Origin of the sequence: Streptomyces sp. NBC_01261, from assembly GCF_036226385.1 — a bacterium.
In the GTDB taxonomy this organism is placed as follows: Bacteria; Actinomycetota; Actinomycetes; order Streptomycetales; family Streptomycetaceae; genus Streptomyces.
This window is the reverse complement of the sequence record NZ_CP108463.1, coordinates 5,553,164-5,567,900: the sequence shown is the minus strand read 5'-3', so window position 1 is coordinate 5,567,900 and position 14,737 is coordinate 5,553,164. Positions and strand designations below refer to the sequence as shown.

General features: G+C 69.9%; 15 protein-coding genes. 4 read left to right on the top strand and 11 right to left on the bottom strand.

Annotated elements, in window-relative coordinates:
* From OG226_RS24490 to OG226_RS24480, 3 genes are all read right to left on the bottom strand, one after another.
* Complete coding sequence (locus tag OG226_RS24490) at nt 1-1,605, bottom strand: DUF4041 domain-containing protein (protein WP_329350033.1); 1,605 nt, start codon at nt 1,603-1,605, stop codon at nt 1-3.
* Between the two features lie 114 nt (nt 1,606-1,719).
* Nucleotides 1,720-2,616, bottom strand: a complete 897-nt coding sequence (locus OG226_RS24485) for a haloalkane dehalogenase (protein ID WP_329350032.1) — start codon at nt 2,614-2,616, stop codon at nt 1,720-1,722.
* Nucleotides 2,613-3,434, bottom strand: a complete 822-nt coding sequence (locus tag OG226_RS24480) for an SDR family oxidoreductase (RefSeq protein ID WP_329353495.1) — start codon at nt 3,432-3,434, stop codon at nt 2,613-2,615. The genes OG226_RS24485 and OG226_RS24480 overlap by 4 nt, the downstream gene beginning before the upstream one ends.
* A 100-nt stretch (nt 3,435-3,534) precedes the next feature.
* On the opposite strand from OG226_RS24480, the gene OG226_RS24475 reads away from it, so the two are divergent.
* Nucleotides 3,535-4,173 carry a TetR/AcrR family transcriptional regulator gene (locus OG226_RS24475; protein ID WP_328681775.1) on the top strand — a complete coding sequence of 213 codons (639 nt, stop codon included), beginning with the start codon at nt 3,535-3,537 and terminating at the stop codon, nt 4,171-4,173.
* A 10-nt stretch (nt 4,174-4,183) separates the two neighbouring features.
* Here the strand turns inward: OG226_RS24475 and OG226_RS24470 are convergent, their stop codons facing one another.
* From OG226_RS24470 to OG226_RS24440, 7 genes are all read right to left on the bottom strand, one after another.
* Complete coding sequence (locus OG226_RS24470) at nt 4,184-5,194, bottom strand: cytochrome c oxidase assembly protein (RefSeq protein WP_328681777.1); 1,011 nt, start codon at nt 5,192-5,194, stop codon at nt 4,184-4,186.
* A 104-nt stretch (nt 5,195-5,298) separates the two neighbouring features.
* Nucleotides 5,299-6,558: an ABC transporter permease gene (locus tag OG226_RS24465; protein ID WP_329350031.1), complete on the bottom strand. Its 1,260-nt coding sequence runs from the start codon at nt 6,556-6,558 to the stop codon at nt 5,299-5,301.
* On the bottom strand, nt 6,555-7,271 hold the full coding sequence (locus OG226_RS24460; protein WP_443044796.1) for an ABC transporter ATP-binding protein: 717 nt from the start codon (nt 7,269-7,271) through the stop codon (nt 6,555-6,557). Before OG226_RS24460 ends, OG226_RS24465 begins: the two co-directional genes overlap by 4 nt.
* The gene (locus OG226_RS24455; RefSeq protein ID WP_329350028.1) at nt 7,268-8,644 is read right to left on the bottom strand and encodes a peptidoglycan-binding protein; all 1,377 of its coding nucleotides are present in this window, start codon (nt 8,642-8,644) and stop codon (nt 7,268-7,270) included. Before OG226_RS24455 ends, OG226_RS24460 begins: the two co-directional genes overlap by 4 nt.
* The gene (locus OG226_RS24450; RefSeq protein WP_329350026.1) at nt 8,641-9,588 is read right to left on the bottom strand and encodes a hypothetical protein; all 948 of its coding nucleotides are present in this window, start codon (nt 9,586-9,588) and stop codon (nt 8,641-8,643) included. The genes OG226_RS24455 and OG226_RS24450 overlap by 4 nt, the downstream gene beginning before the upstream one ends.
* 76 nt (nt 9,589-9,664) lie before the next feature.
* Nucleotides 9,665-10,603 (bottom strand): hypothetical protein, encoded by a 939-nt coding sequence (locus OG226_RS24445; protein WP_329350025.1) that lies wholly within the window; start codon nt 10,601-10,603, stop codon nt 9,665-9,667.
* A 2-nt stretch (nt 10,604-10,605) separates the two neighbouring features.
* On the bottom strand, nt 10,606-11,226 hold the full coding sequence (locus OG226_RS24440; RefSeq protein WP_328681786.1) for a SigE family RNA polymerase sigma factor: 621 nt from the start codon (nt 11,224-11,226) through the stop codon (nt 10,606-10,608).
* Nucleotides 11,227-11,506: 280 nt separating this feature from the next.
* Between OG226_RS24440 and OG226_RS24435 the strand changes: the two genes are divergently transcribed.
* Together OG226_RS24435 and OG226_RS24430 are read left to right on the top strand one after the other, a co-directional pair.
* Nucleotides 11,507-11,962, top strand: a complete 456-nt coding sequence (locus OG226_RS24435) for a hypothetical protein (protein ID WP_329350024.1) — start codon at nt 11,507-11,509, stop codon at nt 11,960-11,962.
* Nucleotides 11,963-12,086: 124 nt separating this feature from the next.
* Entirely contained in the window at nt 12,087-12,590 is a 504-nt protein-coding gene (locus tag OG226_RS24430; RefSeq protein ID WP_329350023.1) for a PH domain-containing protein, read from the top strand.
* Nucleotides 12,591-12,678: 88 nt separating this feature from the next.
* Here the strand turns inward: OG226_RS24430 and OG226_RS24425 are convergent, their stop codons facing one another.
* Complete coding sequence (locus tag OG226_RS24425; protein WP_329350022.1) at nt 12,679-12,969, bottom strand: glutaredoxin domain-containing protein; 291 nt, start codon at nt 12,967-12,969, stop codon at nt 12,679-12,681.
* A gap of 875 nt (nt 12,970-13,844) precedes the next feature.
* On the opposite strand from OG226_RS24425, the gene OG226_RS24420 reads away from it, so the two are divergent.
* Nucleotides 13,845-14,195 carry a hypothetical protein gene (locus OG226_RS24420; protein ID WP_329350021.1) on the top strand — a complete coding sequence of 117 codons (351 nt, stop codon included), beginning with the start codon at nt 13,845-13,847 and terminating at the stop codon, nt 14,193-14,195.
* The last annotated feature ends 542 nt before the right edge of the window (nt 14,196-14,737 follow it).

The following is a 14,737-nucleotide window of genomic DNA, read 5'->3' as shown; positions in this document are numbered from 1 at the left end:
TCAGGTGGGCTGTTTGCCGGCCCGCCACTCCAGTGCCTGAGGCTCCTCCGTGAACTCGATCAGGTGCTGGCCGGTGAACGGCTGTAGCGCGTCCCGCACTTCGGTCGGGGTGGCGTAGAAGAACTCCTTGCGGCTGTTGACCTGGTTCACCCGGCGCGGGGCGAACTGCCGGTGGAGTTCCGACTCCAGGCCGACGGCGTCCTTGCTGAAGATCAGCGCGTGGACGTCGAAGCGGAACGGCACCGCCGCGCCGCTCAACTCGTAGATCCGGTCGAGGGGTTCGAGCCTGCGGGTCATGCCGATCTTCACGACGCGGTCGCCGAACGCGCCGACGTTCGAGATGACGTAGACGTAACCGGTGCGGATGTTCGCCGCGCGGGTCTCGACGTCCTGCAACGCGCCCTCGATCTCGGAGAGTTTGGCCTCCATCTCCGCGATGGCCGCCTCGTCGCCGCGCTCGCGGAGCCGGTCGAGGGCCACCTGGTAGTGGCCGAGTTCCTTGTTCAACTTCTCCCGCTGGCGGTCGAGTTCGCGCTGGACGGCCGCCTCCTCGCGCTCCTTGGCGCGGGCCTCGCGCTGGGCCTCCTTCTCCTCGTCCTTCTTCTGCATGAAGTCGGCGGTGAGCTCCAACTCCCGTACCCGCGCGTTGTGGTACTCGTCGCTGATGCGGATGTGCATGGTCGCGCCGAGCTTGGCGATCGTCTCGCGGCTCTTGTAGAGCCGGTCGACCAGCGAGCGCAGCCGGTGCGGGCGCATGGTCCGCACCGCGTAGTCGGCCTCGGCGTTGTAGGCGCGCAGCATCAGCTTGGAGAAGTCGCGGACCATCTTCTGGCCCTCGCGGGTGGAGCCGTTGACCGTCCAGCCCGTGATGGCGAGCACGGCCCGGTCGGTGCGGGCGAGGTTCTTGATGTCCGTCTGCAGGGTGTCGAGCCGGCTGCGGTAGGCGATGGCGTCGTGCAGGGCGTGCCGGTAGGCGTAGACCCCGGCCTCCTGCAGCATCACGGTCTCCTCGGTGACGACGATCCGCGCCCGCAGCTCGGCGAGCCGCCGCTCCCCGTCGAACACCTCCTTGCGCTGCCGGTCGGCGTCCTTGCGCGTCCGCTCGGTCTCCTTCGCGGTCCGGCGCGCGTCGTCGAGGATCTCCTTCGCCGTGTCCCGGGCGTCCTTCAACACCCCCTGCGCCTCGGCGGCGGCCTCGGCACCGAGCCGCTCCCGCAGCTCGCCCGCCTCCAGCTCGGTCCGCCGCACCAGATCGGCCACCTGTACGGCGTCCAGCCCCTGCGTCCTGGTGATCCAGGCCCGCAACTCGTCCGCCTCGGACAGGGCGTCGGCACGACGACGGCCGAAGAGGCCGCTTTTACGCGGCGCGGGTACGGCGGGAGCGGTCGGGGCGGTGGCGGAGACGGAGGAGTTCGGGGAGGCGGGTGCGCCCGGCTCCGGTGCGGCCACCGTGACGGTCCCGGGAGCAGACCCCTCCGGCACCCACAACTGCCACCCCTCCGGAGGCGGCGGCCACGTCGGGTCGGGCACCCACTCCGGCGGCGGCGCCCAGCCCGGAGGCGGCACGGGCCAGCCGGGTGGCGGATTGAACCGGTAAGCACTCATTGACCCCACCCCCTGGCCCGGACGACGGAGCCCCGTCCCACGTCGTCGGGCGAACCCGGCACATACGGAGAGTCACATTCTGTCGCCGTTCCGCGACACGCTCACCCGAGAGTCTCACCTCGTGATCGTTCTGTGACCGTACGTAAGGCCGAGCCGCTCCACCCAGCCCGATATCGCCGCCGCGATCAACTCGGGCTGGTCCTCCGGCGTGTGGTGGCCGGCGACGGCGTCCGCGTGCTCGATCTCCAGGGCGGCGATGTTCGCCGCACACCAGGCGATGACGTCCTCGCCCATCATCGTCCCCGCTCCGGGAGTGAACGTGAGCAGCAGCTTGGGTACCTCCGGGCCGGCCGCCAGCCACTGGTCGTACGCCTCGATCCGGGCCACGACATCGGCCGGTTCACCGCCCAACGGCAGCGAACGCGCCCAGCGCAGGAGGGGCCGTCGGCTCTCCCGGGTCGGGTACGGCTCGCGGTAGACGGCGAGGTCGGCCGGGGTGAGCGGGGTCGCGGAGGAGGCGGGCAGGGCCTGCTCGACGAAGGCGTTCTCGTCGAGGATCATGGCCTCGCCGACGCCCTCCGTCCTGATCGCCCGGAACAACTCCCGGCCCCCTTCCGGGAATTCCGCCCAGCTCATCGGCTTGACGATGGTCTCGGTGAACGCGATGCCCCGCACCCGGTCCGGATGGCGCGCGGCCCGGTCGAAGGCCAGGGCGCCGCCCCAGTCGTGCCCGACCAGCACCACGTCCCGCAGCGCGAGCGCCTCGAACCAGGCGTCCAGGTACCGGGCATGGTCGGCGAAGGAGTACGCGATCTCCGGCTTGCCCGAGTCGCCCATGCCGATGAGGTCCGGCGCCAGCAGTCGCCCGGATGCGACCCCCGGCAGGACGTTCCGCCACAGGTGCGACGAGGTCGGGTTGCCGTGCAGGAAGACGATCGGCGCCCCGGTGCCCGACTCCCGGTAGGACATGGTCGAGTCGAGGACGCGGGCCGCGCGGACGGCGGCGGTCACCGGAACGCCGCCACGTTCCGCTCGGCCCATCCCGCGAACGCGCCCGGTGCCCGCCCCAGCACCCGCTCGACGTCGGGACTCACCCGCTGCTCCTCCCCGGTCGGTTCGCCGAGCAGCGCCAACGTGCCCTCGACCACGGGCAGTGGCATGAACCGTTCCATCAACTCACGTGCCTCCGCGCGGGTTTGCTCCACGAAGGTCACCGGCTCGCCGAGCGTGGTCGCTATCGCCGCCGCCCGCGCGCGGGGTGTCGTCGGCGCGGGGCCGGTGAGGGTGTACGTCGCGCCAGTGTGGGCGTGGGTGAGCAGCGTGGTGGCGGCGACCGCGGCCACGTCGTCGGGGTCCACGAAGGGCAGGCCCATGTCACCGAAGGGTGCCTTCGCCGTGCGCCTCGTGCGGATCGACTCGGCCCAGGCGAACGCGTTGCTGTCCAGCCCGCCCGACCGCAGGATCGTGCAGTCGAGCCCCGACTCCCGCACGGCCGCCTCGAATCGGCGCGGATGCGCGTACGCCTCCGGACGGGTCCCGGCGCCCTGCGAGGACAGCAGCACCACCTTCCGGACGCCGGCGGACTCGGCCACGTCCAGAATGTCGTACGGCCGCTCGCCCGCCACCAGCAGGAACAGCGCCTCGGCCCCCTCGAACGCGCCCCGCAGACCGTCCGGTTCGGCCAGGTCGGCGGCCACCGCCCGCACCCCGGGCGGCACTTGGGCCTCGTCGATGTGCCGGGCCACGGCCGTCACCGGGACCTGGTCCTCCGTGAGGATCCGCACCAGCGTCCGTCCCACGTTCCCGGTCGCCCCTGTCACCACGATGATGTCGTTACCCCCGTCATGTCATGCGTGAGTTAGTTGGCTGACTAACTCCATTGAGGAGAAGCTAGCACGACCGACCCTGCGGTTGTCTATAGTTAGTCAGATGACTGACTCAAAGGATTCCGGGCCGGCCCGGCCCGCGCAGCCCACCAGGCCCGCCCGGCCCACCGCCGCGGGCAAACGGCAGCGTCTGACCACCGCCACCGCCCGGGTCCTGCACGAGCAGGGCGTGGAGCGCACGACCATCGCCGACATCGCCCGTGCCGCCGACGTCCCGACGGGCAACGTCTACTACTACTTCAAGACCAAGGACGAGCTGATCGAGGCGGCCCTCTCCGAGCACACCGGCAACCTGGAGACCCTGACCGCACAGCTGGACCGGCTCCCCGACCCGCGCGAACGCCTCAAGGCGCTCATCGGCGGCTGGGTCGACCAGAAGGACACCGCGGCCCGCCACGGCTGCCCCATGGGCACGCTCGCCGTAGAGCTGGACAAGCGCTACGAGGACGGCCTCGATCTCGCGGCGGGGCAGGTCATACGGCGGTTGGTGGACTGGGTGGCGGAGCAGTACCGGCAGCTCGGCGCGGCCGACCCCGAGGGCCTCGCCCTGACCCTGATCGGCGCCTATCAGGGCATGTCGTTGCTCTCCAACGCCCTGCGTGACCCGGAGATCATGACCCGTGAAGGGGCCCGGCTCATCAGGGAGTTGGACAGCCTGGACGGTCTGGACAGCCGGGTCTGAGAGCCGGTCGCTACCGCTGACCCCGGATGCGCTGCGCGACCTCGCTGTTCTCGGTCTCCCACCAGGGGCGTACGAGATCGGGCCCTTCAGTAGAAGTCCCCGTTTCAGCCCCCGCCGCCGTCCCCGTCGAGGCCTTCGCGGGCGTCGCCCGGACCACTTCCAGTTCCGTGTCCAGCCGCCGGTCCAGCGCCACAGTCTCGGCGCGTTCCGTGCGGGCCCACTGGACGAGGATCGCGAGGAGGAAGGGGAGGGCGACCAGTTCGGCGATGCTGACCATCGCGCCGCCGCCGAGCTGCTGGTCGTGCTGGACGTCGGGGGCCCAGGACGGGGAGTGGCTGAGGTACCAGGACCCGGCGATGAGCGTGCCGTGGGTCATCACCACGATCCCTGGTACCGCGTCGATGATCCCGTCGACGAACACCAGCCCCGCCCGCACCGGATGCGTGCACCAGGCGGGCAGCGCCTCCTCCCGGGTGAGCACCGGCAGCACGAACAGGCTCCCGGCGAGCAGCAGATGGAGGTACATCAGCTGGTGCAGCCAGTTGTCGGCCAGGGCCGTCTCGAAGTACGGCGTGAAGTAGATCGTCAGCTCGGTCGCCAGCACCAGGGCCGTACTGACCAGGGGAAACGTGAGCAGCCGGAACAGTCGACCGGTCATCGCCCCCTGCGCGCGGCCCGCGGCACGTTCGGGCAGGGCGCGCAGAGCCAGCCGTAGCGGATCGCCCAGGGCCAGGCCGAGCGGGGCGATCAGGTCGAGGAGGACGTTCTGGACGGCGGCCGGCCAGAACAGCACGCGGTCGTACACGGCGAGCGCGGACATCGTGGCGACCACGATCGTGCCGAGCCCGAGCAGCGCGAACGCGAGGGTCCGCGCCACCGGCCAGGCCTCGCCGCGCCGCCTCAGCCGCAGGACGCCCCAGCCGTACAGGCCGCCGAGGAGTACGACGACCAGCAGCGCGGGGACGTCCGCCTGCCACGAGGAGAACAGCCGACCCAGGGTGAGCTGCGGCGGGGTCTCCATCGCGATCTACCTCCACGGATTGCCGGATTCGCCGGATCTGCCGCAGCACTCTATGCGGCGGAACGCCGCGCCGTGGACCCGCCCCCTTCGACGGCGGAATCGTCCTACGACGGTGCGCGCAACGCGTCCACCGGCTCCATCCGAGCCGCCCGCAGCGACGGATACAGCCCAGCGAGGAGCCCGACGAGCGCACCCGCGAGCGGCGCACCCAGCGCGAGCCGCAGATCCAGCACCGGCGTCCACTCCTTGAACACGGCGACGCACACCACGACCGCGATGCCCAGGACCGCGCCCACGACTCCGCCCAGCAGCCCGATGGTCGTCGACTCCAGCAGGAACTGTCCGGCCACCTGGCGCCGTGACGCGCCCAGGGAGCGTCGTAGCCCGATCTCGCCGACCCGTTCCATCACCGTCACCAGGGTCACATTGGCGATGCCGATCGCGCCGACCACGAGGGAGACGAGGCCGAGGACGAGGAAGAGGCTGTCGGTGTCGTTCTGGACGCCGGCGCGGGCCTTGGACAGGTCGGGCGGGGCCACGACGGCGAGCGAGTCCTGGTGCCCGGGCGCGAGCGCGATCGGTGCCTGGCGCGCGACCTGCTTGGCCGCGCCCAGCGCGGTGTTCACCAGCACGCGGGTGACGTTCCGCAGCCCGATGCGGTCGGCCGCGGTGGTGGGCGGCACCATGACGGCGGTGGACAGCCGCGCCTCGCGCCGGATCCCGCCGAGGACGCCGATGACGGTGTACGACTGCCCGCGGAAGAAGACCGCGGGCGCGTCCTCCACGCGCTTGATGCCGAGCAGCCGCGCGGCCTGGTCGCCGAGCACGACGACGTGGTCGCGCCGGGCGATGTCCCCGGCGTCGTAGAACCGTCCCGCGGTCATCCGCCCGTGCACGGCCGCGGGCAGCCCCGCCGAGGCGGCGACCACGGCGAGGGTCTGGCCGGACAGGTCGCCGGGCGCGGTCACGTCGTCGGCCCGCACCAGCACGCTGTCGGTGGCGTCCGAGTCGGCGAGCGCGGCCACCGACTCCACCCCCGCCAGCCGCGCCACGGCGTCGGTCCCCGACCACGGCACCAACGGCCCGGCGTCCTCCGCACCGGGCAGCGGTTCCGGCACGGTCACGGTCACCGAGGTCGCGGTGAGCGCGTCGAACCGGCCCACGATCTGGTTGCCCGCGGTGGACGCGACCCCGATGGTGATGACCAGTGTGGTGATGCCGAGGACCGTGCCGAGCGTGGTCAGCGCGGACCGCACCGGCCGGGCGAGGACCCCCGCGAGGGCCTCCGTCCACAGGTCCCGGGGATCCATCCAGGGCCGCTCGACCCGCGCCGTCGCCTCCATCTCCCTTTCTACGACGCTCACTTGGCCTCCTCGGCCAGACATCCGTCGGTGATCCGGACCCGCCGCCCCGCCCGCCGGCTGACCGCCTCGTCATGGGTGATCACGACCAGGGTCATGCCCTGGGCACACAGGTCGTCGAAGAGTTCCAGTACGGAGAGGGTGTTCTCGGTGTCCAGGTTGCCGGTCGGCTCGTCGCAGAGCAGCAGCGCCGGGTCGCTGAGCAACGCCCGTGCGATGGCGACCCGTTGACGCTCACCGCCGGACAACCGGTCGGGCCGGAAACCCACCCGGTGCCCCAACCCCACCTGTTCCAGGGCTCGATGGGCCCGGGCGAGCCGTCCACCCCGCCCCCGTTCGGGCCGCGGTCTGCGATACGCCTCGGCCAGCATCACGTTCTCGTCGACCGTCCGGTACGGCAACAGGTGGAAGGACTGGAACACGAACCCGATCCGGCTCCCCCGCAGGGAAGTTCGTTCGAGATCGCCGAGCCCGGTGGTCTCCACCCCGTCCAGCCGATACGACCCCGCCGTGGGCCGGTCCAGCAGCCCGAGCGTGTTGAGCAGCGTCGACTTCCCCGAACCGGACGGCCCCACGATGGCCAGGTGTTCGCCACGCCGTACGGCCAAGTGGACGTCACGCAGGGCGTGCACGGGCGGGTCGGAGGGGAACGTCCGCTCCACACCGGTGAGTTGAATGACGGTATCGACCTCGGCACCGACCGCTATGTCGGTCACTCGCCCACCACCACCCTCTCGCCCGCCTTCAACGCGCCTCCGTCCGGCTTGACTTCGACGACCCCGGCGGCGGAGAGCCCGACGGTCACATGGACGTCGGTCACGACGTCGCCGCGCTCGACCTTGACCCGGGCCCGTCCGTCCGACGCGGTGTGGATCGCGGCCATCGGCACGGTCAGCACCTTGCCGTCGGAGGCCCCGACCTTGATGGTCACCTTCACGGCGGCCCCGGCCTCACCGGCGAGCGGCCCGGGTTCCGGGACGGTGATCCGTACCTGGACGGCGGCGGTGGAGTCGGAAGCGTCCGCCACGACGTCCACCGTGCCCTGTGCCGACTCGCCGTCCGCCGTGGTCAGTCGGGCGGTCATGCCGTGCCGCAGGAGCTGGGCATCGGTGCCGGGGACGGCCGCCTGCACCACCACGTCGGAGCTGGTCACCGTGCCGATCTGGGCGGACGGGGTGTCGCCCGTCTTCACGCTCACCTTGTCCAGCCGCGCGGGCAGCTTCGGCAGGAAGACGACCTCGCCGGCCGGGACCTTCGTACCGTAGGTGGCCTTGAAGCCGCTGAGCGCGCCGTTCGCCAAGTCCAGTGCCTTCTGGGCGGACTCGACCTGAATCTCGTGGACCTGCTTGTCCGTGCTGGTCTGAGGGGCAGGGGTGCTGGACGACCCGGTCTCACTGGAACTCTCCTCACCAGCAGCGCTATTGGTGGTGAGAAGCGCCTCCTGCGCGGCGGAGACGGCCTGTTCGAGCGAGCCGAGCTGCTGCTGATCGGCGGAGCTCGGTTCCTGGGCGTCGTACCCCTCGCTCCTGTACCAGTCGGCGACGGCGGTGGCGGTTCCCTGCCCGTACGTCCCGCTGGTGCCGCCGGGGTCGAACCCGAGCCGCTTCAAAGCCTTCTGAAGCTGCGTCACATCATCGCCCGAAGTGCCGGGCCCCAGCGTGCGGTACATCGGTACGGAACCGCCGAGCGCGAACACCGGACGGCCGTTGACCGTCATCAGGACGTCGCCCTCCTTGATCTTCGTACCGGCCACCGGCGCCTTGGTGACCCGCTGCTCGGTGCCCTCGCCGTCCGTACCGGCCGCCGCCCCGCTGCCGACCGGCCCGGCCAGCGACAACGGCCGCGGTGACGCGAACTCGACCGACCCGGTCGCCACCACACTCGCGGTGAGCGACTGCCGTACGACCGCGACGGTCACCGGCCCGGCCTTCGGTGCCTGATGCGCGGCGGCGGCGTCCGCGGGCGACTGCACCTGCGTACCGGCGAACCACCCACCCGCCCCGACCAGCACGACCGCCGAGACGGCTACCCCAAGTCGCCTACGACCGCCGCCGATTCGGCTGATCGCGTCTTCCCCTGGGCGGCTCATCCGTTCTCCCCGTAGTAGGGCTTGGCCTTCTCCTTGGGGAAGTAGGCGGCGCGGAACTTCTTGCCGCACTCCAGGTCCTTGAGGGCGATACCGATGTCCTTGTTGAGGAGCGGCAGCGCGGCTTCCTTGCTCATCGACATGAAGTTCTCCGGCAGTTGGCGGGAGATGTCGATGCGGACCATGTCGACCATGCCGGTCGGCTGGGTGGTGCTGACCGAGATGCCCTGGCCGGTCAGGCAGCTCGCGAACTGCTGGGCGAGCTGGACGAGTTGGGCGTCACCGTTGAGCGCGAGGCCGTTGGCGTGGTTCTGGTCGTCGCGGGCCTTCTCCGCGTTCTTCTCGGCCGCCGCGCTGAGCGCCGGCCCGTGCGCCGCGACCCGCCCCGTCTCCGAGCACCCGCCGACCTTCTCCTCCGCCTTGGTCTTGGCCGGGGGACCGGTCAGCGCGATGTCGTACGCCTTCTTCTGGGCGTCGGTCAGACCGACCTCGTCCTGGTCCTGGGGTGAGGTCCGCTTGGCCGTCGCGGCTTTGCTGAAGGGGACGTTGGGGTCGTTCGGGTAGACGGCGCCGGCGTAGTACCCGAAGCCGTACTTCTGTCGGAACTGCTTGGCCCGCGCGTAGTCCTCCCCGTCGAGCGAGGCGTACGGATCGGTCGCGGTCGAGGTCTGCACGTGCGGGGTGTAGGTGAAGCCCTGCTTCTTCATGCAGACCGCGATGGCGTTCTCCTCGATGTACTGCTTCTTCGTGTCCTCGTCCACGCCGTCCGGGACGGTGAGCTGGGTGGCGCCGTTGACTGACGTCGTGGCCGGGCTCGAATCCGAACTCGCGTTGCTGGAGGCCGACTTGCTGTTTGAACCGCCTCCGCAGGCGGCGAGGAGGGGGAGCAGGCCGAGGCCGAGGGCCAGGGCGGATGTACGTATTCCGGGCGCGCCAAATTTAGGCATGTCCATGCCATGTACTCCTTCAGGGTTGATCAGGGTGTGGGTAAGGGGTGTTTCACTCAGTCGGCGATGTGCCGGTTCAGCCGCCGCCGCTCCCCTTCACGGCGTCGAAGATGCGGGGATCGGTGGCGAGTTGGGTGAGCGGACCCATGCGCGGACGACTGCGGCTCCGGCCGGTGGCGGCCTCGTCGAGCGTGCCCGCGATGACCTGCACCGTCCATCCACCCGGGGTCAGATAGGTGACACCGGTGCCCAGAGATCCGTCGGCCACGTAGTAGATCAACAGGCTGCCCGACCCGTGCTCGGTCAGGGCGCACCGGGTGATCAGGCCGTTCCAAGGGGAGGCGAGCAGACGGCCGTTGCTGTCCGCGCAGGCCCGGGTGGGGTGGGGGTACAAAGGGTCCGTGACGGTCCGACTGACCCTCACGTAAAGGTCGTTGACGCTGCCGTCGGCGGTGGTCATCTTGAAGTAGCGCCCGGGGCGCAGGGGTTGGCGGGGTTGCTCGGCCGAGACGGTCGCGCCCGCATCGCCACTGCCGCCGTTGCCGGCCGAGAGGATCGTCCGCACCAACTCCAGCGACGGCTGCCAGACCGAGGGCTGCCCGGCGGGAAGTGTCGGCGCACTCTCCGGCCGGGGCGAGAGCAGGGCGTGCCCGCCGAGCACGAGTGCTCCCGCCATGACGGCGGCGCTCAAGGCCGCGCCGACCCGCCTCCGCCGACGGATCCGCGCACCGCGCACGACGGCACCCGGCACCAGATCGGGCATGGGCGGTTCGACCCCGGAACCGAGCCCGCCCAGGGCGTCGACCAGCGCGGACTCGTACGCGTACTGGTCCGTCGGATCTTGCGGGTCCACCTGGTCCGTCTGGCTCGCCTGGTCCGCCTGGTCCGCCTGGTCCGCCTGGTCTGTCTGGTCTGTCTGGTCTGTCTGGTCCGTCTGGCCCACCTGGTCCACCTGGTTCGCCTGGCCCGCCTGGTCCGTCCGATCCGTGAAGTCGTCACCGGCCTTCCCGCTCACGCTCACCACTCCGCCCGCAGATAGCCGGTTCCAGCGCCTGTGCTGCCAGGTCCGAAGTCGTTGCCGAGATCCTTGCCGGAGTCGGCCAGGATGGTGCGCAGGGTGCCCAGTCCCCGGGAGGTCTGGCTCTTCACCGTGCCGACGCTGCATCCCAGCGCCGCCGCTGTGGCCTCCACGCTCTGGTCCTCCCAGAACCGCAGCACCAGCACCGCCCGCCCACGCGGCGGCAGTTGCCGTAGGGCATCGAGCAGGGTCAGCCGCAGATCCGGATCGGAGGCGGGTGCCATGACCTCCGCCTGGTCCGCCGCCGCCCCCGGCCGCTCCCACCAGCGCCGTCGCCGGGTCTCGTCGATGAACGTCCGGTACAGCACCCGCCGCGCGTACCCGTCCGGCGACTCCAACTGCCGTACCCGACGCCACACCGCGTACAGCTTCGCCAGCGCCGTCTGCGTCAGGTCCTCGGCCAAGTGCCAGTCCCCGCACAGCAGATGGGCCGTGCGCCGCAGATGCGCCTGCCGACTACGGGCGAAGTCGTCGAAGTCGAGCCCGACTCCACGGGCATCGCGGTCATCGCGGGCAGCACCGCCATCGGAGACGTCCTGCCAGACCGCCGTCCGGATCACAGGCCACCTCCACCCGGCACCGGCGCGCCGCACGGTGAGAAGTACGTCATGCCTGAGGAACGGGGTTACAGGCCAGGGAGGTTGTCACGTCCCGGGAGACTTCTTCAACGACAAACACAGAGACAACGGCGACAATGGATCACGGCACCGGACAAGCGGGACAACAGCGCGACGGGACAACGGGGGTGCAGTGATGGACAGTTCGCCGAGCGGGAGACCGTCGCCGGCCGAGGTGCGCATCCGTATGGCGGTGTGGCAACGGATAACACCCTTCCTGCCCATGGCCGTTATAACGGCGGTCTTCTACGCCGCACCCGGGACCGACATCTCACCGCCGGGCGGAGTGCCAGGCGCGGTGGCGTTCTGGATCGCCCTGCTGGTGCTGGGCAACCTCCTCCCCTCCCGCTTCGGCATCACCCTCACCCCGTCCGCGGCAGTGGTCCGCAACGTGCGCCGCCGAACCATCCCCTGGTCCGACATCCAAGCCGTCCAGGTCCAGTCCTCCGCGGGCATCAAGTCGATCGTCCTCCACGAGGCGAACGGCCGCAGCACCGAACTCCGGGCACCCACCACCGGATTCCTGTCCTGGGACCGCCACTTCCAGGACAAGCTCCACACGATAGAAACGTGGTGGCAGACCCACCGAGGCCCCGACTGGACCCCGATCCCACCCCCACCGGCCTGGTGGAACACCCCACCGACCCGGGACGGGGACCCGCTCGTCCCGCCCAAGTAGCCCAGCCGCGAACAGGGTTGAGTCACCAAGAGGGAGCAGAGGCAGGAGCCATGGCACTCGCCCGCAAGGGAACCCGTTCAGAACAGGGCGACGAACCTGCGCCCACGCGGGCATCATTCGTACCGTGGGCGATGTACGGGACGGAGTCATAGGCGTCTGGCGGGTCAGTCGGTTCGGTCGGCTCGGGGGCTACTTGCTGGCCGTCGGCCCGGCGTGCGGGGCGCTGTCCGCATGGTGGGGTGTTCTCTCCCACCCGGACAGGCAGAACGCGGAATCCGCCGGAGCAGCGACCGCCTTCGCACTGGTCCTCGTCCTCTTCGCCTGGTGGGTGCTGCTGCGCGTACGTCTGGAACTCACCACGGACACGATCGTCATGGTGAACCCCTGGGGCACCCAACACCTGCCCTGGTCGCGGGTCACCGCGGTGACCCTCGGCAACTGGGGAGCACAGTTCCACACGACGGACGGGTTCACGTACACGGCGTACGCCCTGAGCGACCTGGCAGCCGGAACCCGCCAGGACGACCGGTTCGCCGACGTGAAACGAATGTCCGACGCCCAAATCCAGACCCGGGTTTCCTCGGCGCGGCATGACCGGGAGACGCCGCATGACCCGGAGACGTCGTAGGAACTGGCGACGTCATGTGAACCGGCGACGCTGTATGAACAGGCTGTTATGAACCGACGACGCCGTATGAACAGGGCGGTCGGATCGCTCAGCCGCCCTCCCTCTCCGCCAACAGATGCGGCGCATAAGCCGCCACCGCCTCCAACAACTCCCCCTTCGACGGATTGACCATCGCCCGCCCCGCCACAGTCACCGTCGGCACGGTCTCGTTCCCGTCCGCGACGGAGCGGACGAACGCGGCCGCGTCGGGCTCCCGCCAGATGTTCACCTTGCTGAACTCCAGCCGCGTGAACCGGAGTTGGGTAAGAAGTCGCATGCAGTACGGGCACATGGGCCGCCAGTAGACGACGACACCACCACCACCGGACTCTTCGGACACGTCTCTCCCCCTCGCCCTCGCGATCGCCTACCCGCCCGTCGGCGGGATACCGAACCGACCCCGGACCATCATGCTCAGCAGCCGCGGTATCCAGAAGCCGCTGAGGGAAATAGGCGGACGCCGACGGCAGCACAGGCGTACGCGGCGTGCAGACCGCCAACTTCCGCACCGTAACGGGGCCGTTCAGCGGACGGGTCACCAGCCGACCGAAGGACAGCACCCGGCATGGGAACAGGCCCTGTTGACCGAGGTGGAACGGGCGGGCGTACAACACCCGAGTGACCTGCTGAAGGCGTACCGAAGCCACGAAGCACCGGACGCGCCGACCGACCAGCCCAACGCCCCGTCCAACGCCCCGTCCAACGCAGAGTCCAACGCCCCGGCCACCGAACTGTCCGATCCACGAACCCGCTTCCTCTCCGATGCCGTCTACCGCCGCCGAGTAACCCACCTTCCTGAACGTCGACACCCCGGAACACCGCGCGGCCCGCGACGCACTCATCGGCGCATGGAGGGGTTCCCTGCGGATGGTGTCCTGGGCGGTCGGCGTACGACTTGGACGATCCCGAGGGCGCCCGCACTCGACAGATCGGCGGGGAGACGGCCTTTGTGGATGAACCACCGGAGTATGTGTTGCCATGGTGGAATTCCGGGTCGTGAAGAGGGGACCAACGCCAACCACCTCTGAACGAGACGGATCGTGCGGGAAACTCCGGTGCCGGACCGTGCGGCGCTGTCCTACGATCGCCCCGCCTGCGTCGGCCGGCAGTCGTAGACCCGCGACACCGGCCCGTTGTGGAGGGGACCAGCCCGTTCGAGCCGGGCCAGGTGGGCTGACATCTGCTGTGAGCGGCCAAGGGGTTGGGGGACACCGGATGTGGGACGGGGCGTTCTACCGCGTCCAGCGCAAGGGTTACGAGATCTGCTTCGTCCCCGATGCCGGAGTGCCCCTCGACGAGATGGATGACGTCGACATGTGGGTGATCTTCGACAAGGGGGAACGGTGGTCGGGGACGATCTACACCCTGGATGTCGTCCATCGCGACATGGACCGTTGGCGAGAGACCGGCGAATGTCTTGGAGGCAGGTTCTTCTCCGTCTGGGATGGGCTGATCGTCCGCGACAGAGGAATTCCCGGGATGGTCGATGTCGTCGACGACCTAGTTCGGAGCGGTGACCACAGATCCGTCTTCCGCGATGTCGGTCCACAAGAAACAGATGCCTGACCGCTTCGTCCCGAAGCGACTTGGGAGGGGCGCCGCGGGGATGCGACCAGGCACCCGAATACGCCTGGCGCTTGTAGCGCGCCGTACGGCCTGACCTGCCAAGTCACTCAGTGCGCCCCCACCGCTTCCGGCTTCGACGCACAACTGCCTGTGGGAACCGGCGAAACGCGCTTCACTGGTCGCGTGGAACTCCTCGAACCACCGATCAAGTGGGACCGGCGGAACCATGCCTCCGGCCAGGAGTCGTATCAGCGGCATTGCGCTTGGGGCGCTCCTTGCGGACGCGAAGCGATGTGGAGCGTTCACGTGAGGGACAAAGGCGGCGACAGTTGGTGGGCTGTCTGTGAGGAACACCGCGCTTCGTCAACGGTCTTGAACGCTATGCCTCCTACTGAATAGCCCATGTAGTCCACGTAGCCCACGGCTCCCGAGAGCACGGACGTCGTGGTCGACGCGTTCATGGGATGGGGGCCCGGGGAGCGGCCCGTATGCGGGCCCGGAACATGCATGTCACCGGGGCGGTGTTGAAAAGGACCGCCCAG